General features: G+C 73.0%; 16 protein-coding genes. 12 read left to right on the plus strand and 4 right to left on the minus strand.

The genetic code is table 11. From position 1 onward, the window contains the following. Positions 1-72 precede the first annotated feature (72 nt). The 3 genes from ACH4XV_RS10975 to ACH4XV_RS10985 all read left to right on the plus strand — a co-directional run bounded on the left by ACH4XV_RS10975 (position 73) and on the right by ACH4XV_RS10985 (position 3,990). Positions 73-2,688, plus strand: a complete 2,616-nt coding sequence (locus tag ACH4XV_RS10975; protein WP_395788457.1) for a TerD family protein — start codon at positions 73-75, stop codon at positions 2,686-2,688. A 231-nt stretch (positions 2,689-2,919) separates the two neighbouring features. Beyond that, positions 2,920-3,525 (plus strand): hypothetical protein, encoded by a 606-nt coding sequence (locus ACH4XV_RS10980; RefSeq protein ID WP_395788459.1) that lies wholly within the window; start codon positions 2,920-2,922, stop codon positions 3,523-3,525. 96 nt (positions 3,526-3,621) lie between these two features. After that, positions 3,622-3,990 (plus strand): hypothetical protein, encoded by a 369-nt coding sequence (locus ACH4XV_RS10985; protein WP_395788461.1) that lies wholly within the window; start codon positions 3,622-3,624, stop codon positions 3,988-3,990. Between the two features lie 15 nt (positions 3,991-4,005). Here the strand turns inward: ACH4XV_RS10985 and ACH4XV_RS10990 are convergent, their stop codons facing one another. Beyond that, positions 4,006-4,668 (minus strand): hypothetical protein, encoded by a 663-nt coding sequence (locus tag ACH4XV_RS10990; RefSeq protein ID WP_395788463.1) that lies wholly within the window; start codon positions 4,666-4,668, stop codon positions 4,006-4,008. 244 nt (positions 4,669-4,912) lie between these two features. Next, on the minus strand, positions 4,913-7,132 hold the full coding sequence (locus ACH4XV_RS10995) for a RecQ family ATP-dependent DNA helicase (RefSeq protein ID WP_395788465.1): 2,220 nt from the start codon (positions 7,130-7,132) through the stop codon (positions 4,913-4,915). A 1,871-nt stretch (positions 7,133-9,003) separates the two neighbouring features. Between ACH4XV_RS10995 and ACH4XV_RS11000 the strand changes: the two genes are divergently transcribed. The 3 genes from ACH4XV_RS11000 (at position 9,004) to ACH4XV_RS11010 (ending at position 13,759) form a co-directional block, all read left to right on the plus strand. After that, positions 9,004-10,242: a DUF4192 domain-containing protein gene (locus ACH4XV_RS11000; protein ID WP_395788467.1), complete on the plus strand. Its 1,239-nt coding sequence runs from the start codon at positions 9,004-9,006 to the stop codon at positions 10,240-10,242. Between the two features lie 135 nt (positions 10,243-10,377). Further along, positions 10,378-12,321, plus strand: coding sequence for a glycogen debranching N-terminal domain-containing protein (locus ACH4XV_RS11005; protein WP_395788469.1), 1,944 nt, complete (start codon positions 10,378-10,380; stop codon positions 12,319-12,321). A gap of 730 nt (positions 12,322-13,051) precedes the next feature. Continuing rightward, a complete protein-coding gene (locus tag ACH4XV_RS11010; protein WP_078974980.1) occupies positions 13,052-13,759 on the plus strand; it encodes an NUDIX domain-containing protein in 708 nt (235 codons plus the stop codon). Between the two features lie 122 nt (positions 13,760-13,881). On the opposite strand, the gene ACH4XV_RS11015 is transcribed toward ACH4XV_RS11010, so the two are convergent. Beyond that, positions 13,882-14,334, minus strand: a complete 453-nt coding sequence (locus tag ACH4XV_RS11015; protein WP_395788471.1) for a hypothetical protein — start codon at positions 14,332-14,334, stop codon at positions 13,882-13,884. A gap of 194 nt (positions 14,335-14,528) precedes the next feature. Here ACH4XV_RS11015 and ACH4XV_RS11020 point away from each other — a divergent pair, with 194 nt between their 5' ends. The 6 genes from ACH4XV_RS11020 (at position 14,529) to ACH4XV_RS11045 (ending at position 22,723) form a co-directional block, all read left to right on the plus strand. After that, on the plus strand, positions 14,529-16,040 hold the full coding sequence (locus ACH4XV_RS11020) for an ABC transporter ATP-binding protein (RefSeq protein ID WP_395788473.1): 1,512 nt from the start codon (positions 14,529-14,531) through the stop codon (positions 16,038-16,040). Beyond that, a complete protein-coding gene (locus tag ACH4XV_RS11025) occupies positions 16,037-16,801 on the plus strand; it encodes a hypothetical protein (protein WP_395788475.1) in 765 nt (254 codons plus the stop codon). Before ACH4XV_RS11020 ends, ACH4XV_RS11025 begins: the two co-directional genes overlap by 4 nt. 184 nt (positions 16,802-16,985) lie before the next feature. Further along, positions 16,986-17,840 (plus strand): FadR/GntR family transcriptional regulator, encoded by an 855-nt coding sequence (locus ACH4XV_RS11030; RefSeq protein ID WP_379996022.1) that lies wholly within the window; start codon positions 16,986-16,988, stop codon positions 17,838-17,840. Positions 17,841-18,138: 298 nt separating this feature from the next. Beyond that, positions 18,139-19,794, plus strand: coding sequence for a SpoIIE family protein phosphatase (locus ACH4XV_RS11035; RefSeq protein WP_395788477.1), 1,656 nt, complete (start codon positions 18,139-18,141; stop codon positions 19,792-19,794). A gap of 270 nt (positions 19,795-20,064) precedes the next feature. Beyond that, positions 20,065-21,693 carry an RNA polymerase sigma factor gene (locus ACH4XV_RS11040; RefSeq protein ID WP_395788479.1) on the plus strand — a complete coding sequence of 543 codons (1,629 nt, stop codon included), beginning with the start codon at positions 20,065-20,067 and terminating at the stop codon, positions 21,691-21,693. Between the two features lie 235 nt (positions 21,694-21,928). After that, positions 21,929-22,723, plus strand: a complete 795-nt coding sequence (locus ACH4XV_RS11045; RefSeq protein ID WP_395788481.1) for a S1 family peptidase — start codon at positions 21,929-21,931, stop codon at positions 22,721-22,723. Positions 22,724-22,864: 141 nt separating this feature from the next. Here the strand turns inward: ACH4XV_RS11045 and ACH4XV_RS11050 are convergent, their stop codons facing one another. Then, a complete protein-coding gene (locus tag ACH4XV_RS11050) occupies positions 22,865-23,095 on the minus strand; it encodes a hypothetical protein (RefSeq protein ID WP_020555816.1) in 231 nt (76 codons plus the stop codon). Positions 23,096-23,347 lie beyond the last annotated feature (252 nt).

A 23,347-nucleotide genomic window follows, 5' to 3' on the forward strand; every position in this document is an offset into this window, starting at 1 on the left:
GACGCGCGCCGCAGGTCGGGCTTGCCGGGGTGCGACCGAAGGAGGCCGCACCGGGCACATCATCATTGGGGGGTGACTGTGCGCATCGGTGATCGCCTCGCATGCCCCGGCTACTCGGTGGTGGCCGTGGAGACGACGGGTTTGTCCCCACATCGACATCGCATCATCGAGATCGCGGTCGCGCAATGCGATCTCGACGGACGCGTGACCGAGTTCTTCACGACCCTGCTCGATCCCCAGGGTCCCGCCGGCGACTTCCAGGCCCACGGGCTGTTCGACGACGACGTGGTCAACGCCCCGACCTTCGCCGAGGTCGCGCCGTGGCTGGCCAACCTGTTCCGGCAGCGGGTCGTGGTCGCGCACAACGCGCGCTTCGACATCGGCTTCGTCGAGCGCGAGTTCCAGCGCCGGGGCCGGCCGACCGTGCCGCCGCTGACCACCGTATGCACGATGCGCGAGGCGCCGCACCACCTGCCGGAGGCGCCCAGGTTCACCCTGCTCGCCTGCTGCGAGGCGGCCGGGGTGCCGGTGGACGGCGGACACGGCGCGGCGGCCAAGGCGATGGGTACGGCGCGCCTGTTGGAGCACTACCTGAGTCGCGGCGCGGGCGAGGCCCGGCACTGGCAGCAGGCCCGGACCGTGGCCGCCTCGCTCAACTGGCCGCGGCGCAGCGCCGATCCGCCGCGCGTGTTCACCCGCGACGACGCGCACACGGCCCGGCGCGCCCGCGAGGAGGCCGAGCAGGTGCGCCGGCGGGACGCGGTGTCGTACCTGGAGAAGGCTCGCGCGTACGGGCCGCCGACCGGCGTGGGGGAGGGACCCGACAGCTACCTGGCGGTGCTCGACGCGGCCCTGGAGGACCGGGTGATCACCCCGCAGGAGGCGATCGACCTCGCCGAACTCGCGGTCTCCCTGGGCATCTCCGAGGAGCAGCGCAAGGACCTGGACCGGTTGTACGTGACCGCGCTGGCCGCCTCGATGGTCGCCGCCGGGCCGATCGACCGGGAGGAACGGGCCGATCTGACCCGGGTGGCGGCGCAGTTGGGCATTCCGCGCACCGCGCTCGACGAGATCGTCGGGATGGCCCGCTCGACCGTCGAGGAGGGTCGTGGCGGGCCGCGCATCCTGGCCCGGGGGCGACCGCTGGAGTCGGGTCTGCACGTGCTGTTCCACGGCTATCTGGCGGTCACCCGGGGCGAGTTGGAGCGTCGCATGGCCCGGGCGGACCTGTCCGTGGCGTCGGGCATCCACGACCGGGTGGACGTGCTCGTGGTCGCCGATCCGGACGAGTCCGCGGACCGCACCTACTGGGCCCGGCAGCGCGGGATCCGGGTGCTGATCGAGCCGGTGTTCCTGGCCCTGCTCGCCGACCTGGAGCGCGGGCGCAGCAGCGCGGCCGACGCGGCGTCCCAGGTGGCCGCCGCGTCGTTGGCGCTGGCCGTGCCGGGGATGCCACGCACCACCAGCGGCTTCCTGCTGCCCCGGCCGAGCGCGTCGGCGGCGGCCGGTGCCGGGACGTTCACGCCGGGGCCGTACCGGCCCTACGACACCCCGGTGGACGGTTCGGACGTGCTGCCCGCGGTGGCGGAGCCGACCGAGGCGTTCGAGGCGACGGAGGCGTTCGGGCCGGACGCGCCGACGGAGGCGTTCGACGTCACCGAGGCACAGTCCGCGTCGGGCACGCCGATGTCCGGGGCGGGGTCCGCCACCACGCCGGCGCCGGTGCCGGGTGCCGGGGCGACGCTGCCGAGCATTCCGCCGCCGCCGACCGCGGCCGATCTGCCGGTCGCGGCCGGGTCGTCGGCCGCCGAGGTGTTGGAGGCGACCGTCCCGGACGTGTTGCCGCCGCCGCCCGAGGTGCCGTCGGTGCCGGACGCGGGGCCGCGTACGCCGCCGCCCGTGCCGGGGCCGCAGACGCCGCCGCAGGTGCCGCCGGGCGCGGGGGGGCGCACGCCGCCGCGGCCGACGGTGCCGGTGCCGCCGCCCGTGCCGGGGCCGTCCGGGCCGGTCCGGTCGGTGCCGCCGAAGCCGGAACACCCGGCGTCGGGCGAGGTGTCGGCGGAGTCGGCGGAGTCGGCGGCCGAGGGTCCGGCGCCGACCGTGCCGCCGCGGCCGGCGATCGCGCCGCCGCGCGGGCTGACGCGGGGGCAGGCGGTCACGATCGAGGATCTGGGCCCGTTCGCGGGCACGGTGCGGATCGAGGCCGCGTGGTGGGCGCCGGCGCAGGTGGACGGCGACACCGTGGCCCTCGTCCTCGACGACGATCGGCGGGTGGCCGACGACGGCGACCTGGTGTTCTTCAATCAGCCGGTACACGCCAGCGGCGCGGTGCGGTTGGCCGGCAAACTCCAGACCGGGACCACCAACGACGTGGAACCGGGCTCGGATTCGGTCGAGATCGACGTCACCACGCTGCCCCCCGGCCGCAGTCGGGTCGTCGTCGCGCTCGCGTTGGACGCGACGAGTGGCACCACCTTCGCCCAGGTGCCGGTGACCGTCGGTATCGTCGACCCCGTGACCTGCCGTCGACTCGCCGAATTCCGGTTGAGCGGAGGCGACGAGACCGTCATGATCCTGGCCGAGGTCTATCGGCGCGGCGACTCCTGGCGCCTGCGGGCGGTCGGTCAGGGCTACGCGGAGGGGCTGGCAGCTTTGGTGATCGAGCACGGGGTGGTGGTGGACGATTGATCCGGCCGAGCTGACGGGGCATCGTAGTATGCGCCGTCGTACGCCCGGGCCACACCCCAGGAGCACCCTGGGTGGGCACGCCCCGCGCGGCTTTGATAGGACTGCCACCATGCCGCGCGTGTTCTCCGGGGAACGGGACTCCACCGATCCCTCCCCGCGTCTCCTCACCGCCGGGCATCCCGGTACCGCCACGAACGAACCGAGCCTTCCCCAGACATGACTGTGAATCCGGTGACTGCCGAAAACACCGCGGACACGACGTCCGCAGCAAAGACCCCGTCCGTGCCGCGTCCCTCCGGCGCGGTGCCCAAGCCCGGACCGCGCCCGAAGCCGAGCCCGCCCAAGCCCGCCGTGCCGCGGCAGGCGAGCGCGGGGGCCAAGCCCGGTCCGGCCAAGCCCGGTCCCCCGAAGCCGGGTGCGACCAAGCCCGGCCCCGACCTGTCCGCCTCGCCGACGCCGCGCGTGGCGCTGATTCCCGCCGGCGCCGACGACGTCTTCGACGTCGCCGACGACGCGGTCGACGCGCTCCTGGAGGCCGGCACGGAGCCCGGCGCGATCCTGGTGCTGACCACGGGTGGACCGCACCCGTGGCAGCAGCACGAGGAGACGTTCGGCGCCGCGCAGTACTGGCGCCAGTACGACGAGGGCAAGGACGTGTTCTACGCGTCGCTGCCGGCCTCGCGTCCGCTGCGGCGGGCCGCGGTCGTCGTCGTGGTCAACGGTTTCGCCGAGGGCGCCGACGCGGGTCGGATCCTGACCTCGGCGCTCACGGCCGGGGCGTCGGTCACGGTCTGCGGCGACGTGGAGCAGGTGCGCGCGCTCACCGGCGTCGCGTAACACGTCGTAGCACGTAGGGGGCCCGGCCGTATCCGGTCCGACCGAACTCGGGCCCCCTGCCCCGCGGATCGCCAAGGTCGGCTACGGTTCGTTGCCATGTCGGAATCGCCGTCGATCGCGCAGCTCCTTGACCGGTTCCTCAGCGACCAGGAGGACCGGCTGAAAATCCAGCAGTACCGGGCCTGTAGCACCGTCATCGACATGTTGTCGGGCTATCTCAACCGGTACGCCTACACGACCCTGATCGGGGAAGAACGCCAGGAATGGGACCGTGCCTTCTCGGCCGGTGACGACCGGGCGTTCTGCAACGTGTTCGGGGTACGCAAGTTGATCTCCGGGATCAAGCCGTTTCACGCGCAACATCTGCGCGTGCGGCTGCAGAGTCCGGAGCTCGTTCAGGACCACGCGTTGACGGTCACGACCGATCTGGTCGACTGGCTTGCCGAACGTGGTCTCACCGCCTGATCACACACGTGTCCATCAGGACGCGGAGGGTCGTACCAGGGGAGTGGGCCCCGTCTCCGGCAGGTAGCGCACCTGCGGCAGTTCCGTCGCGGGGCGGGCCGGGGCGATGCCCGCTGCCCTGATCGGCGTTTTGGCGCCGGGGCCGCCGTCGCGGCCCGGGGGCAGCGCGGGGGTACGTCCGCGACGCCCGTCGGCGACCAGTTGCCAGCCGTCCTCCGCGACGATCGCGAAGGCGCCGCAGCGCAGACCGTGCAGGACACACGCGTCGTGCAGCCCCCACATCCAGCGGCCGTCGTCCGCCACCCAGCCGCGCCCGCCCTCACGATGCACCGCCAACACCGTGGTGTGCGTGGGGGTGCCCCGGCGCAGGTCGTCGGGGACGATCAGGCGCAGGTTGGCCAGGATCAGGTTGCGGCAGCGCCAGCCGTCGGTGCGGCCCTCGCCGAAGCCGAAGGACGCGCTGGCGACCGGCCGTTCGGACCGATCCAGAACCGCGACCACCGCCGTGCGGGCCACCGGCCGATGCAGATCGTCGAGCCGTTTGAGCAGTGCTCGCGGATCGCGCAGCAGGGGAATCCGGCGCGCGCGCCAGGACTCCGGGTCCAACCAGCGGGAGGGACTGGCCGGGGGCGTACCGGTGTGGGCCGGCGCCGGGGACGCGGTTGCGGCGATGTGCACGGTCCTCCTTCCGTCCATGGCGGACAGCGGCGCACGCTCCGACTACGGGCGGCTCGCGGCGGAGCGGCGCCGACAGGGCCCGCACGGGAAAGTGAAGAGAACGCCTTGTCGATTCTTGCGTGACGCCGACGAACTCGGCAACACGTACCGGTGATCATTCGCTACGTCCGTGTGACGGCGCGGCGACCGGCCGGGGCGGGGTGGACGACCGGCCGGCGTGGGGCGGGCGGCCGTCCCGGGCGGGTCACCCCTCCGTCATGAGCACCAGGGGCAACACCTGGACGGCGCCGGCGCGACGCAGCAGGCGGGCCGCCACGGCGAGCGTCCACCCCGTGTCGGTGCGGTCGTCGACCAGCAGGACCGGGGCGCCGAGGGCGGCCACGCGCTCGGCGACGTCGGGCGGCAGCACGAACGCGTCGGCGACCGTGCGCAGCCGCTGGGCGCTGTTGCTGCGCGGGGCGGGGCCGCCGGCGCCCGGCGCGTATTCCACCCGGCCCAGCCAGGGCAGCCGGCCGACCTCGGCCAACCGCTCGCCCAGGCTGTCGATCAACGTGCCGCGCGTGTGCGAGGCGATGGTGACCACGCCGCCGGGTCGCCGCTGCCAGCCCCACCCGGCCAGGACCTCGACGACGGCGGCGAAGACGGCGTCGGGGACGGGTCCGTCGGGCGCGCCGGGGGCCAGGATCGGCCGCAGCCGGTTGCCCCAGCCGATGTCGGAGGAGCGGCCCAGGGCCCGACCCGCGGCGGCCTGCTCGCCGTCGGGGATGCGGCCCTTGAACGCGACCCCGGTGACCGCCATGCCGGTGGGCCACATCCGGCGTGCCTCCACCTCCACGCCCGGCCGGCCCAGCGCGGCACGGGCCGCGTCGCGCGAGGCGGGATCCACCCGCGTGTCGTGGCGCGGCCCTGCGCACGTGTCGCAGCGCCCGCACGGGGCCGCGCCCGGGTCGTCCAGGCAGCGGCGCAGGAACTCCATCCGGCAGGTGCCGTCGGCCTGGTAGTCGCGCATGGACTGCTGTTCGTGCTCGCGCGCTGCGGCCACGCGCGCGTAGCGCTCGGCGTCGTAGGCCCAGGGCCGACCGGTGGTGATCCAGCCGCCGCGCACCCGCTTGACCGCGCCGTCGACGTCGAGCACCTTGAGCATCAGCTCCAGGCGGTTGCGGCGCAGCTCGACGAGGGGTTCGAGGGCCTGGGTGGACAGCGGGCGCCCGGCTTCCTCCAGCGCGGCCAGGGTGCGCTCGACCTGCTCGCGGGCGGGGAAACCGAGCGAGCCGAAGTAGCGCCAGATCGCCTCGTCCTCGCGGCCGGGCAGCAGCAGCACGTCTGCCCGCTCCACCGCGCGCCCGGCCCGGCCGATCTGCTGGTAGTAGGCGATCGGCGACTGCGGGGCGCCCAGGTGTACGACGAAGCCCAGGTCGCCCTTGTCGAAGCCCATGCCCAGGGCCGAGGTGGCCACCAGCGCCTTGACCCGGTTGGCCAGCAGGTCGGCCTCGGCGACCCGCCGCTCGGCGTCCTCGGTGCGGCCCGAGTAGGAGGCGACCGCGTGGCCGCGCGAGCGCAGGAACGCGGTGACCTCCTCGGCGGCCGCGACGGTCAGCGTGTAGACGATCCCCGAGCCCGGCAGCTCGGGAAGGTGCGTGTCGAGCCAGGCCAGCCGCTCGACCGGATCGGGCAGCCGCAACACGCCCAGCGACAGGCTCTCCCGATCGAGCGCGCCGCGCAGGACCAACGCGTCGCCGGTCGGGTCCAGTTGCTCGGCCACGTCGGTGCTCACCCGGGCATTGGCGGTGGCGGTGGTGGCCAGGACCGGAACGCCCGCCGGCAATTCCTCCAGGAGGGTGCGCAGGCGACGGTAGTCGGGCCGGAAGTCGTGCCCCCAGTCGGAGACGCAGTGCGCCTCGTCCACCACGAGCAGCCCGGTGGTGGCGGCCAACTTCGGCAACACGGTGTCCCGAAAGTCGGGATTGTTGAGCCGCTCCGGGCTGACCAGAAGCACATCCACGGTGCCGTTGGCGACCTCCGCCTGTACCGCGTCCCAATCGTCGACGTTGGCCGAGTTGATGGTGCGGGCCCGGATCCCGGCGCGAGCGGCGGCATCGACCTGATTGCGCATCAACGCCAACAACGGCGAAACGATCACGGTGGGCCCCGCCCCACGAGCACGCAGCAGCGCGGTGGCCACGAAGTACACGGCCGACTTGCCCCACCCGGTGCGCTGCACCACCAGAACCCGCCGATGCCGCGCGACCAGGGCCTCCACGGCCCGCCACTGATCCTCCCGCAGCCGAGCCGCACCCCCCACGAGCTCCCGCAACACGGCATCGGCACGATCCCGCAACCCGTCGCCCGAGGCTGAGCCGGGGTCGGGCCGGGAGGGATCGGTGGCGCTTGGTTCGGTGGCGCCCGGCCCGGTATCGCTGCGGCCGGTATCGCTCGGGCCGGTGCCGGCGTCGTCCTGTTTCATGCCCCCTTTGTAACCCCCCACCCCGACGGAGAGGAGAGCCGGTGCACGCTTTTGTGCAGAAACGTGTCGCCTACCCACCCACGACCCCCCGCCCACCACTACCGGCCCGACCCCCTTCGGTACCCGACTCGGCCGCACGTCCGCCTCGCCGTGCGACGCCGGCGGCCCGGCCGGGTTTGCTGCGCGACGTTGGCGCGCCGGTTGCTTGGGGGTGGGGGACGGGCGCGCGTCGCGCTTTGGGTTGCGGGTGCCTGGTGCGGGGCGGGTCTGAGTCGGTGGTGGGTCGCCGCCGGCGTGCGGTGCTCCGAGACTCCGGGCGTCCGGTGAGGCGGGTGTGTCGGTCGGCTTGAAAGCGACCAGCAGCGGCGGGCGGGGTGGGTGCTCGGGTTGGGTTCGCCGGGCGTGCGTTCTTGAGTGGGCCGGGTGCTTCCGGCGCGCGTCGCGCTTGTGGTCGCGGGTGGCTGGTGCCGGGTTGTCAGAGTCGGTGGTCGGTCGCCGCCGGCGTGCGGTGCTCCGAGACTCCGGGCGTCCGGTGAGGCGGACGTGTTGCCAGGCGGAAAAACGGCCGGCGGCGAGGGAACGGGTGGGTGCGCGGGTCGAGTTTGCCGAGAGGCATTCCGGGGTGGGTGGTGCGTTTTGGTGGTGTTGGGGAGGTCGGAACCGGATCTCGGTGGGTGCTTGTGGGCTTCGAGTCTCTGTGACCTGCGGTTTTGCGGTGTCGAGTTGGAGAGTGGGGTGTCGAGTGCCGGTTTCGTGTTCTTCGGCCTCTTCGGCGCGAGTGTGGAGACCGAATGTGCCTGGTTGGGGTTGGCTGCGGGCGCTGCGACCTCGCGGAGGCCGTTGAAGAGACCGAAAGTGCCCAGTGGGGGCCGAAACCGGATCCCGAGGCGCCTCAAACGCTCCCCTCTCCACGCTGACCTGCGGTTTTCTCTCACGCCGAGGTCACGGCACCCCACGCCGTCCGGTTTCGGAACCTTCGTCACCCACACGCCGACCGCACGCCGAAAACACCCGGCCCACTCGGGAAGGCTCCTCGGCGGACTCGACCCGAGCGCCCTCCTGCCCGCCGCTGCCGGCTGGTTTTCCGCCGAGCAACGAGCCCGTCTCGTCGGGAACCCTCCGTCTCGGAGCCCCGCACGCCGGCGGCGACTCACCACCGACTCTGACAACCCGGCACCAGCCACCCGCGACCACAAGCGCGACGCGCGCCGGAAGCACCCGGCCCACTCAAGAACGCACGCCCGGCGAACCCAACCGACCACCCACCCCGCCCGCCGCTGCCGGTCGCTTTTTCGCCGACCGACACACCCGCCTCGCCGGACGCCCGGAGTCTTGGAGCCCCGCACGCCGGCGGCGACCCACCACCGACTCTGATCCGCCCGACCGGGCTTTAGCGACCAAAACGCAACGCCCGCCGAAAGTGCCCGGCCTACTCGGGTAGGTTCCTCGACGCACTTGACCCGAGCGCCCTCCTGCCCGCCGCTGCCGGCTGGTTTTCCGCCGAGCAACGAGCCCGTCTCGTCGGGAACCCTCCGTCTCGGAGCCCCGCACGCCGGCGGCGGCCCATCATCGACTCTGGCCGGCCCCGGATCGGCCGCCCGCAACCACAAGCGCAACGGTCGCCGGAGGCACGCGACCCACTCGGGAAGGCTCCCCGGCGGACTCGACCCGAGTCCGCCCGCTCGCCTCGTGGCTGAGGCCGGTCGGTGACTCCGGTTGGGTTCGCTACGGCTGCCGAAGGCTTGCGTGGGCCTCGGGCGTGGGGGCGCTGTGGTTCGGCGGTGTCGAATCGGCGGTCCACAAGGGGCCAGTTGTGCACAGCCCGGTTGGGCAAGTCCGGTCGGGGGTGGGGGCGAGCGCACGCTCGATGCATGAACGACACCGATGGGTTCGACCGTACGCCCTATGTGGCCATGTCCCCGCAGTCCGTCCTGCGGGTTCGTTCGCCCGCCGATCTGGTGGAGGCCGTGCCGTATTTGATCGGTGTGCGGCCCACCGACAGTGTGGTGCTGCTCGGGATCCTGCCGGGGGATCGGAGCCGGGTCGGGCCGGTTCTGCGGCACGACCTTCCGGCGCCGGCCGACTTCGCGAACGCCGCCCGGCACTTCGCGCGCCTACTGGTGCGGACCGGGGCGCGCGGGGTGGCGGTGGCGATATACGCGGATGGGGAGCGCAGCCCGGTGAGCGGGGCGGAGGAGGCTGCCGGGACGTCGCGTGCGACCGACACCGCCGGTGGATCCGACGGGGCGGGTGCGTTTGCCGATACCGCCGGTGGATTGGGTGCTTCGGACACGTCGGGAGGACGCGCGGAGGCGTTGCCTGGTTCGTCCTCCACCCCCCTCGGCGGGCTGCCCGTAGCTGTTGGTCGGTTGCGGCCGCTGTATGTGGCCATTGTGCGGGAGTGTGCGGCTCTGGGGATCGAGGTTCGGGAAGCGGTGTGTGTTGCCGCCGGGCGGTGGTGGTCCTATGGGTGCTCCGATGCGCGGTGTTGTCCGATGGAAGGCACGCCGCTGCGTACCGAACGTAATTCGACCGTGGCCGCCACCGCGGTTTGGGCCGGGTTGCCGGAGCCGGCCTCGTTGGCCGAGTTGGTGCGGCTGTTTCGGCCGCCGGAGTATGCGATGCGTGAGCGGATGCTGCGTGCGTATACCGACGTGCGGGGTGATCCCGCGGGCTTCGAGCCGGGGCGCACGTTGACGGCGTTGGCGAGTCACCGTGTTCGGTTTCGGGCCGGTGATACCGAGATCGAGCCGGAGGAGGCGGCGCGGCTGGTGCTGGGGCTCGGCGACGCGCGGGTGCGGGACGAGGTGATGGCCTGGCACGGGGAGACGCCGGGGGAGGCCGACGACCGCACGCTGCTCGCCCTGTGGACCGTGCTTGCCCGTCGGGCGTTCGCGCCCGCGTCCGCGCCGCCGCTCACCCTCGCCGCGTGGTCGGCTTGGACGGCGCACGACGGGGTGCTGGCCCGGGTCGCGGTGACCGGGGCGTTGCGCGCCGATCCCGGCTACACCATGGCGCGGCTGCTGCACTCGGCGATCAACAGTCCACTGAGCGCCGCCGAGGTGCGGCGGCGGATCTTCCGCGATGCCGTGACCAACCGGGCGCCATGAGCGTTGGGGGGCCGGGGGCCGGTTGTCGAACGCGGGGGTGCGCTGCGGCTCGACGCGTCGCCGCCGTCCGGATGGACCGGTGCGGACACGGCCCCGCGTGGGACCTGGGAGAAGCGGGAGGCGAGAGCGGTGACGGTGAGCACGATTCCACATCCGGTCGCGCACGACGCGCTCGTCTGCGTGGACGCGCCGGGCATGGTGATCAGTGGTCGTGACGGGCAACTGCGCGGTCAGGGCGTGGAGGGCATGTACCACGACGGGCGACGCACGCTCTCGCGCAACGTGCTGACGCTCGGCGGCATCGAGCCGGAGCCGGTGTCCGGGCACGTGGTCGCTGCGGGGGCCGTGCGATACCTGGCGATGCGCCGATTCTCCGCAGACACCACGCCCGACCCCGCCCTGGTGGTCGAGCGCACCCGGTTCGCGGACGGCCGGGAGCGGATCGTGGTGCGCAACACCGGTCGCCGGCCGCTGAGCTTCCCGGTCGAGATGGTGCTGGGCGCCGACCTGATCCCGCTCGACGCGCTGCGCGCCGGATACCGGCCGGCCGAACTGCCCGCCCGGGTCGCTGCGGCGGGCCTGGGCTGGAGCGCGCCGGACGGGATGTCCGTGCGCGCGGTGACCGAGCCCGCGCCGGACACCGCGCTGGCCGCCACCGCGACGCTGCGCTGGGAGGTGGCGCTGGAGCCGGCCCGCTCGTGGGCGGTCGAACTGCGCATGCTCGCCGAGCCGGTTCCCGGCCGGTCCGGCCCGCGCGCGGTCTCGGGCCGACCGCCATGGACCGAGCCGCGGGTGCGCTGCGACGACGTGCGGGTGGCGGCCTGGGTCGACCAGGGCCTGCGCGATCTGCGGGCGTTGCTCGTGGTCCCCGACCCGAACCTGCCGACCGCGGCGCTGCCCGCCGTCGGCGCGCCCTGGCAACTCGCCCCCACCGGGCGCGACTCGTTGTGGACGGCCCGGACGTTGCTGCCGCTGGGCACCCGCTTCGCGAGCGGCGTGCTGCGGTTGCTCGCGTCACGCCAGGGGGTGCGGTCGCGATCGGGGGTCGGCGAGGAGGTCGGGCGCATCCCGCACACCCTGGGGCGGGGCGGTGAGCAGGTGCGCTACGACTGCGCGGGCTCGACCGCGTTGTTCGTCACGCTGCTCGGCGAGGCGTGGCGGTGGGGGCTGCCGGCCACCGAGACCGCCGCGCTGCTGCCCGCTCTCGGCCGCGCGCTCGGACATCTGACCCGGACGCTGGGCGAGCGGCCCGGCGACTTCGTCCGACTGGGGCCCGAGGGGCCGGCGCCGTGCGAACTCCAGGCCCAGACGTACGAGGCCGCACGGCACGGTGCGGCGCTCCTCGACGCTTACGACCTGCCGGGCGGAGCGGCGTTGCGCGAGCGCGCCGAGCAGTTGGCCGTGGCGTTTCGCCGGGCGTTCCGGGCCGAGGACGCGGCGGGGGAGTACTACGCGGCGGCGCTCGACCCCGGCGGTCGGCCGATCCCGGTGGCCTCGTCGGCGATGGCACACCTGCCCGGCAGCGGCATCCTGGACGCCGGCGGCAGCGAGGCGGTGGCCCGTCGGCTCACCGCGCCCGACCTGGACTGCGGCTGGGGCCTGCGCGGCGCCTCGGTCCGTACGCCCGGCTATCACCCGCTCGCCGCGCGCGGCGGGGTGGTGCGCACCCACGACACGTGCGTGGCGGTGGCCGGGCTGGCCGAGGCCGGTCATCCCGACGCCGCGCAGCGGTTGTTCGCCGGACTGCTCGACGCCGCGCCGTGGTTCCAGTACCGGCTGCCGGAGATGCACGTGGGCGAACAACGCGTCGAGGGCCACGCACCGGTGGCCCACCCGCTGGCCTGCCGCCCGCACGCTCGCGCCGCCGGCGCGATCCTGCCGGTCCTGGTCGCCTTCGCCGGCATCCGCCCCGACGCCCCCACCGGCCGCGTCACCGTGCGCCCGGGCGGCCCCTTGGACATCGGCGAACTCGAACTCCGCGACCTGCGCATCGCCGGCGACCCCTTCACGGTCCGGGTCAACCGCACCGGCCAACCCATCATCGAAGCGGCCCCCGAATCCCTCCAACTCTCCACATAGCCAAACCCCACCCGCCGGCAGCCGGCACGACCCGGGCGGCGGCGGGATGTGGCGGTGGCGGGCCCGGCAGAGGGCGGCGCGATGTCGGGCGTGGGGTGGTGTGGTGTGGCGTGGCGGGTCTCCTGGTGCGTGGCGGGGTGTCCGACGCCGTGCCGGGCAGCCCCGGGCCGGCCGCTGCCGCGACCCTCCGGCCGCCGCACGCGGCGTCACGCCACGGTCTCACCTTGCCGCCGTGCCGCGGCCGCACGTGCCGCGATCGTGTTCCGCCCCGCCGGATCCCGCACGCCATCCCCGATCTCGGGACCTCACCGGGCCGCCGTCCCGCCCCTGCCCCGTCGGCCCTTACGGACCGTGAGCCGTGGACTGCCTCATCGAGCCGGCCCCATGCCCGCGCTCCCGTCGTCCGGTGCCGACGGGCGCCGTCTCCGCGCTGTGTTCCCTCACGGCGGGCATCCGCGCGCGTGCCGCCGGCCCTTCGGTGACCACCCGCACCGACCCTGTCGGTCCGGGCCGGTCCGTGCTGTGGTCCGTGCAGGTCCCGATCGGCGCCGCCACCCCGTTTCGTCTGATATGCCACCCTGCCCGTCGGTGGGGCGATTCGGCGGCGGAACGTTGCTCCGCTTCGGGGGGAGTTCGGATGTTGTTCGAGGGGCCGGCGGGAAGGGTGAGGTTGGGGGTGGTTTTATCGTCAGCCAGACAGCTAGTGGCTTTCGGGCACTAGGATCGCTCCATGCCGCGCTCCGAGACCTCGCTCTTCCCGCCCTTCGGAGTCACCGTGGATCTTGTCGTCCTCACGGTGCGCGAGCACGCTCTGAGTGCCCTGACCATTCGTCGGGGCGAGCCGCCGTTCCAGGGGGCCTGGGCATTGCCCGGGGGATTCGTGCGCGAGGGGGAGGGGCTGGAGGCCGCCGCGGCGCGGGAGTTGGCCGAGGAGACCGGGCTGGATCGGCTGCCCGTGCACCTCGAACAACTCGCCACCTTCGGCGACCCCGGTCGGGACCCCCGGATGCGCGTGGTCAGCGTCGCCTATCTGGTCCTGGCCCCCGACCTGCCCGCGCCGCGCCCCGGCGGAGACGCGGCGGGTGCGCGCTGGTCCTCGGTCGGGGAACTGCTGGGCGACGGCGGTCGGCTCGCGTTCGACCACGCGCGGATCCTGGAGGACGGTGTCGAGCGGGCCCGGTCCAAGATCGAATACTCCTCGCTGGCCGCCGCGTTCTGCCCCGAGGAGTTCACCGTGGGCGAGCTGCGCCGGGTGTACGAGTCGGTGTGGGGCGTGGCGCTGGACCCGCGCAACTTCCACCGCAAGGTCACCGGCACCCCCGACTTCCTCGTGCCCACCGGCGGCACCACCACGCGCCAGGGCGGCCGCCCCGCCCAACTGTTCCGTCGCGGCTCCGCGGAGAAGCTCAACCCGCCGATGTTGCGCCCCGAAGCCTGATCGCCAACCCTTGTCCGATCGCCAACCCCCGCTCGATTACCAACCCCCGCCCCACGGCCAAGCCTGATGGCGCGGCGCGGCGGACCTCCGGCACGCCGACCCGGCCGCACTTCCCGTCGGCGTCAGCCCTGTCCGCCCAGGTCCACCGCCATCGCGTCATACGCGAGCTGGGCGTCACGGCTGCGGTGACGGACCAGTTGGGCGAGCAGATCCAGCACCCTCGGCCGCAGCGCCGCCCAGCCGGCCGCGTCCTGCGGGTCGTATGCCAGGCCCGAGAGCAGGTCGTCGAGGAGCAGGCCGAGGCGGGTGTGTTCACCCCGCAACCGCCACACCGTGGGTTCGAACCTGGGATCCGCGCGGCGCACCTCCTCGTAGAGCCCGTCGGGCCCCTCGGTGGCCACGACGTGTTCGTACAGATCGGCCCGCAACTCCCGCAGCCCCGCACACAGCACGGCCGTCCGGCGCGGACCCGCGCGGTCGCCGACCAGACCGTCACGAACGATCAACAACGCGTCGTCGAGGTCGCTCCGCCTGCGGCGGACGGCGTCCAGGACGCCCGGATCGGGAAGAGACATACCGACCTCCAGAGACGTGCTCGGCGGTAGTTCGATGGTCCTCCCGCACCCCGCGACGTGTCCAGGTTCGGGGGACTTTTCCCAAGCTCGCCGATACAGGGCTAAATGCCGGGAAAATTATGGTTTCGCCGGTATGTTGCCAAAGATCCAAAGATCTCCCACGCATGGGATGACCAGGAGCGATGGCGATGGCGATGATCCAGACACGTGCGCTGACCAAGAGATACGGCGGCATCGTGGCCGTCGACGACCTTTCCTTCGACGTGCTGCCGGGCAAGGTGACCGCCCTGCTCGGGCCCAACGGCGCGGGCAAGACGACCACGCTGCGGCTGATGCTCGACCTCGAACGCGGTGGCGGCGAGACGCGGTACGACGGCCGTCGATATCGCCGACTGCGTCGCCCCGCCACCGTGGTCGGCGCCTGCGTCGGCCCGGGCGCGGCCCACCCCGGCCGGCGCGTGCGGGCGCACCTGCGGATGCTCGCCGCGGCCGGGCGCACCCCGGCACGTCGGGTCGACGAGGTGCTGGACCTGGTCGGCCTGACCCCCGTGGCCGGTGCCCGGGCCCGGGTGCTCTCGGCCGGCGCGCTCGGCCGACTCGCGCTCGCCTCGGCGCTCCTCGGCGATCCGGACACGCTGATCCTGGACGAACCGGCCGCCGGCCTGGACCCGCAGGGGGTGCGGTGGCTGCGCGACTTCCTGCGTGCCTATGCCGCCCAGGGCCGTACCGTCCTGGTCGCGGGGCACATCCTGGCCGAGACCGCGCGCTGCGCCGACCGGGTGCTGGTGATCAGCCGCGGGCGGCTGGTCGCGGACGAGTCGGCCGCCGACTTCCTGCGCCGAGGGGTGCGCACGGGGGTGGCGGTACGGACCCCGCAGGTGGCCCGGCTGTCCGCGCTGTTGCGGGCCGAGGGGGTACACACCACGCGCCCCGGGGGCACCACACTCACCGCGATCGGTGCGGATCGGGCCCGGGTCGGCGAGATCGCCTTCCGCGGCGGCGTGCTGCTGCACGAGTTGACCGAACGCGAGCCGGGCGTGGGCGACGCGTTCGCCGACGCGATCACCCGCCGCCGCGAGCGCACGGCCGTCACGGCCGAACTCACCCGCGACGAGCACCGGACCGAGCACCACGCCGGGCACCGGACCGAGCACCGGGCCGAGCCCCCCAGCGCCCACCCGCCCGAGCCCCCCGCCGACGCGGTGCCCACCGCAACGGGACGCCGCGCCGACCCGACACGCGCGGACCGCGCGACACACCACCCCGCCGACCCGGTACAGACCGACGATTCGGCCTGGACCGACGACCTGGCCTGGACGGACGACCCGGTCCGCGCCGACCACCACCCGGAGGCACCCGCACCCGCGCCCGCGCCCGTCCCCACCCCCGCATCACCCACCGACCACCGCGTCGGTCCCATCCCGACGACGGATCACCTCACCGAAGCCCTCGCCGAGTCCACGCTCGCCCAATCCGGCCCCCGCTTCGACACCCCCACCCGCGTCGACCTCCCGCGAACCGCCCTCACCCCCGACCCCCTACGCGCCGAACCGGCCCCGGAGGCCGCGCCCGAGGTACATCTACTTGACGCGCCCGGGCCGGCCCTCGACGACCCGCCCGCCGCGCGTCCGCCGCGGCGTCGATTCGCCCGCGCCTGGCGCTCCGCCGACCGTGCCCGACAGACCGACGAGGTGAGGAGCGCATGAGCGCGATCCGGTACGAACTCGCGCGAGCCCGGAGCCTGCGCGCCACCTGGTGGGGCGCGTTGGCGCTGATCGCACTCGCCGCCGGGAGCACATGGGTGGCGGTCCGCCAGGCCGGGGCCGCGCCGATCGGCTCCGGCGAGGTGGCCAACCTGCTCACCGCGGGCCCCGGCCACACACCCGTTCTGGTCCCGGCGATCATGCTCGCGATCGCGTTGGCATGTGCGCACGAGCAGCGTCGCGACGCGCTGCCCACGCTCTTCCTCGCCCTGCCGCGACGCGACCGGGTGTTCCTGGCCAAGGTCGTCGGCACCGCGCTGGCCGCCGCGCTGGTCGCGGTCGTGGCGGTGGGCGCCGATCTGGCCACGGCCCGCGCGGTGTTCGGTCCGACCTTCCCGGACCTCGCGGCGATCGACCCTCCGGCGCCGCGGATCCTGGTCGGCTTCGTCGGCTACGTGGTGCTCGCCGCCGTACTCGGCCTGGGCGTCGGGGTGTTGTCCCGTGGCGCGCCGCTGGTCGCGGTCGTCGTCGCGGCGCTGCCCGCGGGCGCCGAACGGCTGATCGCGGCGGCCATTCGGGCCGGCGTTCCGCCGGCGCAGCGGGACCTGGTGCGTTACCTTCCGTTTCGCGCCGCCGACCGGATGCTCGTGGTCGGCGAGGGTGGCGGCGCGTGGTCGCCGCTGGTCGACGGCGCGGCTCTGGCCGGACTCACGGGTGTGGTCGCCGTACTGGCGATGGTGACGTTCCGTCGTCGGCGGGCCTGAGGGCGGGGCCGCTTCGGAGGGCGGGGCCGCTTCGTGGGGTTGTGCGGGCTTCACACTTTCGGACGATCGACCCGCAAGGTAGATCACCCTTTCGTGTGTTTTTCAGCCGGGAGCGGGTTTGCGGCTCAAGCCCGACCCGTTCGAGGCCGAGATGGAGAGCGTGAGTATCGCTGCCCATCAGACAATGACCCACGCCCCGGCGAGCGGCTCGGCCGACGCGTTCCGCGCCGGCGAGCCGGGCGCCGCCGGCACCGACCCGATGTCCCGCCGGCCGTACGTGTGGGACGGACCCGACCTCGAACCGGCCCGCGCCGTCCGCAAACCCGGCGTCGGCCGGGGGCGGGGCCTACACGGCCAACTCGTCCAGCAACTCGGCCAGATGATCGTCGCGGGCGAGGTCGGCGCCGAACGCCCGCTGGTGCCCGAGGAGATCGGCCAGCGTTTCGAGGTCTCCCGGACCGTGGTCCGCGAATCGCTCCGGGTCCTGGAAGCCAAGGGCCTGGTCAGCGCCCGGCCCAACGTCGGCACCCGGGTGCGTCCGGTGAGCGACTGGAACCTGCTCGACCCCGACGTCATCGAGTGGCGCGCGTGCGGCCCGCAGCGTGATTCGCAGCGTCGCGAACTGTTCGAACTGCGCTGGGGGATCGAGCCGCTGGCCGCGCACATGGCCGCGTGTCGCAACCACCCGGAGATCGTCCGTCGGCTCGCCGACGTCGTGGAGATCATGCAGCGGGCGGTGGCCCAGCCCGATCCGCTGACCTTCAGCCGCGCCGACGCCGAGTTCCACGGCCTGCTGCTCCAGGTCGCCGGCAACCGGATGCTCGACCACCTCGCGAGCATCCTGGCCGCCGCCCTCCAGGTGTCCGGCGGCCATGTCGCCGGGTGCGAACACCTGTCGGAGGCCTCGGTCGCGCTGCACGCGCGTCTGGTCGACGCGGTCGCCGCCGGCGACGGGGAAAGCGCCGAGACCGCCATGCGGTCGCTGCTCGCGGTACACCCCGAGGTGGACCGCCAGTTCCCCGCCCCCCGCGAGGGATGACCCGCGCCGCCGCGTCCCGGATACCGCGCATCGCCCCTTCGCCGACCCACCGCCCGGGTCGCCGGAGGGGCGCGCGTATGCCTCGGGCCCCGCTCCGATGCTTGGCCCGGTCGGCCGCCGACGGAGCGACGACCGACCTCGATCCGTCCACATGCGCACGGCAGTTCGCGACGCGGTGCGCGAGACGGGGAGAGTTCGGGGCAATCCTCCCGGTGAGGCGGTTCGCGTGCGTACTCTCGATATCTGACTCGATCCGACTCGCCGGCCCGTAATTGCCAACAGGTGGGGTTGTGAGGCAATGAACGACGACAAGGGCGGAAGCGAGCGGCCCGCGGCCGTCGACGCGGCGTTGCTCGACACCTTGAGCGCCCATGGATCCACCGCATTCGCGTTCTACGACCGGCAGTTGCGCTGTCGCCGGGTCAGCGGCGCGCTCGCCCGGATGCATCGGCGCGCCGCCGCCGATCTGCTCGGCAAACGTCCCGGCGAGATTTCCCCGGACGCGCGGGGCCGGCGGATCGAGGCGGTGTTGTCCCGGGTGCTGGCCGACGGCGAACCCCACATCGAGCCGCACGCGACCGGCCCCGACGGCGTCGCGGACGCCCCGGATCCCGCGGACTCCGCCGACCCGGCCCGGCCGGAGCCCGTGGACGGGTGCGAACGGGCCTACGAGGCACAGTGGTTGCCCGTCCCCGACTCCGTCGACCGGGACGGCCCGGCGATCGGCGTGCTGCTGGTGGTGCGCGATGTCACCGAGCAGCGTCGCTGCGAGGACCTGCTGCGCGCAGGGCAGTGGCGCACCGCCGGCCTCCAGGCGATGACCGCGCGGATCGCCGGCACCCTGAGCGTGCCCGAGGTCGAGGAAGCGATCGGCGAACTCGGTGTCGGCATCGCCGCCGTGTGCTCGGAGGCGTATCTCCTCGACGAGACCACACCGGTGTACCCCCGGCCGAACGTGCCCGCGCAGCGCACCGTCGGCCGCCGCCGGGGCATGCCCGCACACTGGCCGGCGGACCTGGTGGCGGCGGTCACCGACGGAGTGGCGCGGTACACCTGCGCCGACGGCCCCGGCGCATCCCGGGCGATCCTGCCGCTGGTCGGCTCCGGCGCGCCGCTGGGCGTGCTGCGCTACACCTTCGACGACGGACGGGCGTTCGGGTCGGACGACCGCATCTTCCTGGAGGCGTTCGCGGGGCAGTGCGCGCTGGCGGTCGAGCGGTCCCGGCTGTACGAGCGCGAACACCGCACCGCGGTCGCCCTGCAGCGCAGCCTCCTGCCGGATCGGTTACCCGCGGTGCCGGGGGTCGAGTTCGGCTTCCGCTACCTGCCGGGCGCGCCCGACTTCGAGGTCGGCGGCGACTGGTACGACGTGTTCCAACTGCCCGACGGGCGGGTGGCGATCGTGGTCGGCGACGTGATCGGCAAGGGGCTGACCGCAGCGGCCGGCATGGGCCGGGTGCGCTCGGCGCTGCGGGCGCTCGCCTTCACCGATCCCGAACCCGCCGCCGTACTCACCGGTCTGGACCGGCTGTTCACCGCCACCGAGGACGACGAGTCGCTGACCACGCTCGTCTACGCGGTGATCGACCCCGCCACCGGCCTGCTCGACCTCGCCGACGCGGGGCATCTGCCGGTGGTGGTCGTCTCGGCCGACGGCAAGTCCCGACTGGTCGAGATCGGCGAGGAGTCCACGCCCCTGGGGGTGGCCGAACACCGCACCCAGCACACCGTGCGCCTCGATCCCGGCGACATCCTGATCGGCTTCTCCGACGGGCTCGTGGAGACGCGCGGACGCGGCATCGACGAAGGGCTGGACGACCTCGTCGACATGGCCCGAGGAGCCAACGAGGGCCTGGAGCCACTGTTGACCGCCATCCTCGACGGACTCATCGGCGACCGGGGCCGCGACGACGACGTGACCATCCTGGGGGTGCGGATCACCGGCGACGATTGAGGCGGATCCCGCATACATCCCTCACACAGGGTGTGACGCGCGCCGCAAGGGGGAATCGTGTGAGCTGCGCCACTGAAGGGGCGCGTAACACTTCTTCGCCTGGCCCGATGAGTACGAAGGTGGCAGCCGTTCGGGAATAGCAAAACAAGCCGAAGCGCTGACTCGAGTGCAACCGGTTTGCCGGAACCACGCGCTGTCCGCCCGAGTGTCGTTCGCTTGGCGGCGCCTGCCTGTTCACCAGGCCGTGACGCCGTCCAGATCGTCGAGAGGTTGTTTGTGTCGGCCAGCACATCCCGTTCGCTCCCGCCCGAGATCGCCGAATTCGTCAATGTGAAGTCGTTGATCGAGCGGGGTGAGGCCCAGGGGTACATCGCCAGCGACGAGGTGCGCCAGGCGTTCGAGGCCGACCAGATTCCGGCCACCCAGTGGAAGAACGTCCTGCGCAGCCTCAACCAGGTCCTCGACCAGGAGGGGGTGACCATCATGGTCAGTGCCGCGGACTCGGCGGCGCCCAAGCGCAGTCGCAAAAGCGTGGCGGCGAAGAGCGCGGCCAAGCGCACGGCGACCAAGACCGTCGTCACCAACCGCGCCGCGGCCGCCCCCGTGCCGGCCGCCCCCGCGCCCTCCGGCACGGCGCCCGGCTTCACGCCTCCCGGTATCACGGCGGAGCCGACCGCCGGCGCCACGACACCCGACGAGAACACCGCCCCGGACCCGATCGCCGAGGCCGCCCCGGCACCCGCCGTCGCGCCGCGCAAGGCCGCCGCGAAGAAGACCGCCGCCGCCGGCGCCAAGAAGGCCGCGCCGAAGAAGGTCGCCGCCAAGAAGACGGCGGGCAAGGCCGGCGAAGCCGAGCCGGACGCCGAGGAGTTGCCCGACGAGCCCGACGTGGTCGTCGAGGACGCGGTACCCGACGAGCCGGAGAGCAAGGGCTTCATCCTCTCCGACGACGAGGACGACGCGCCGGCCCAGCAGGTCGCCGCCGCGGGCGCCACCGCCGACCCGGTCAAGGACTACCTCAAGCAGATCGGCAAGGTCCCGCTGCTCAACGCCGAGCAGGAGGTCAACCTCGCCAAGCGGATCGAGGCCGGCCTGTTCGCCGAGGACAAGCTGGGCTCCGGCGAGAAGGTGCAACCCAAGCTCCGGATGGAACTGGAGATCATCGCCGAGGACGGCCGCCGGGCGAAGAACCACCTGCTTGAGGCCAACCTCCGCCTGGTGGTCTCGCTGGCCAAGCGCTACACCGGCCGCGGCATGCTCTTCCTGGACCTGATCCAGGAGGGCAACCTGGGTCTGATCCGCGCCGTGGAGAAGTTCGACTACACCAAGGGCTACAAGTTCTCCACCTACGCCACCTGGTGGATCCGGCAGGCGATCACCCGGGCCATGGCCGACCAGGCCCGGACGATCCGCATCCCGGTCCACATGGTCGAGGTGATCAACAAACTCGCCCGCGTGCAGCGCCAGATGCTCCAGGACCTGGGCCGCGAGCCCACCCCGGAGGAGCTGGCCAAGGAACTCGACATGACCCCCGAGAAGGTCATCGAGGTGCAGAAGTACGGCCGCGAGCCGATCTCGCTGCACACCCCCCTCGGCGAGGACGGGGACAGCGAGTTCGGCGACCTGATCGAGGACTCCGAGGCGGTCGTGCCCGCCGACGCGGTCAGCTTCACCCTGCTCCAGGAGCAGCTGCACTCGGTGCTCGACACGCTCTCCGAGCGCGAGGCGGGTGTGGTGTCGATGCGCTTCGGGCTCACCGACGGTCAGCCGAAGACGCTGGACGAGATCGGCAAGGTCTACGGCGTCACCCGCGAGCGCATCCGACAGATCGAGTCGAAGACGATGTCCAAGCTGCGCCACCCGTCCCGCTCCCAGGTGCTGCGCGACTACCTCGACTGATCCGACCGACCCGATCGACCCCTCCGCACGGCCCCGGATACACCATCCGGGGCCTTCGTGTGTGCGGACGCGGGTCAATCACCCGTTCGCCGGGGCGAAGGATTCCGGATCGTCACGCCTGGGCACCGGATACTACCTGACGGTAGCCGGCGAGAGGTTCCCCATGATGGTGCGAGCGCCCGAGCGGAACGAACGCAGCAGTTTCCGGCGGTACACACGAGGATCGGCGGCCGCGTTGGCCGCGATCGTGGTCGCGGCGGTCCTGACGGGGGCCGCGCCCTCCGCGCCCGCCGGGCCCCCGCGCGGCGTGGTCGGCGGGTCGCCCGCCGACACCGCGACCTATCCGTGGGCGGTGGCCCTCTCCAGTCGTGCCGAGTACGGCTCCGCGCGATCGGGGCAGTTCTGCGGCGGCACGCTGATCGCACCCACGAAGGTGCTGACCGCCGCGCACTGCATGTTCGACCAGAACGGAAAACGCGACGATCGCCCGGATCTCAAGGTGATCCAGGGCCGGACGGATCTGCGCACCACCGCGGGCCGCGAGGTCGCGGTCGGCTCGGTGTACGTGAACCCGGATTTCGACGCCGCCTGGATCTCGGGCGATTGGGCCGTGCTGACCCTGGAGGAGCCGCTGAGCACCGGCAGTGCGTCGCTGGTCGGCGCGGACGAGGACGTGTACGCCGTCGACACCCCGTCGACAGTGGTCGGCTGGGGTGACACCACGGGACGGGGCGACTACTCCCCGACGCTGCGGCAGGTCACCGTGCCGCTGGTGTCCGATTCCGCGTGCGGTACCGCGTATCCGGGTGGGCGGTACGGCACCTATGACGCCGCGTCGATGGTGTGCGCGGGGGAGAAGCGGGGCGGCAAGGACGCGTGCAGCGCGGACAGCGGCGGACCGCTGCTGATCGGCGGCCGGGTCGCCGGGATCGTGTCCTGGGGCGACGGATGTGCACTGGCGGGCAAGCCGGGCGTGTACACCCGGGTCGCCGCGTTCGTCCGGGACATCCGGGATGCCGCCGGATTGTGAGGGATATCACGCACGTTTCGGACCCCGATCACCTGCCCTGAAGCGGGCGGGTGCGCAGGACAGACGCCGATGGCGGCCACCTCGGTGGCCGCCATCGGCGCGATGTCTGCTCGTCGGGATCTCAGAGGGTCGGCTGTTTGGTCAGTTGTCGTCGTCCGGTGCGGTAACGGGGACCGCCGTGAGGCGGTCGGTCTCGTCCTGTATCTCCACGGCCACCTTCCGAAGTTCCGGCTCGAACTTGCGGGCGTGGTGCGCACAGAACAGCAGTTCGCCGCCGCTGGAAAGGACAACCCGAAGGTATGCCTGGGCGCCGCACCGATCACAACGGTCGGCGGCCGTCAACGGACTGGCGGGTGTCAGAACCGAATTCACGTCGCCTCTTCTCTACTCGACGAAGCCTTCATCGATGTCCAACATCAAATCAGCCTCGAACGTTCCCGGGGTGATCGTGTCATGTTCAACAGCTTCTCGGCACACCCCTTTTGCAACTCGTTCCTTGTGCATAGGACGTGCCCTGTGCGCGTACGGTTCATGCCGGCCACCCGATCGGGTGGTCGAAGATGTGTTCGGATGCCGGCTAGTATGCGGCGGCGAGCCGTCGCCGGGGTGTCTTCCGGCCCCGGT

It is taken from the genome of Embleya sp. NPDC020630, from assembly GCF_044334985.1.
Classification (GTDB): Bacteria; Actinomycetota; Actinomycetes; order Streptomycetales; family Streptomycetaceae; genus Embleya.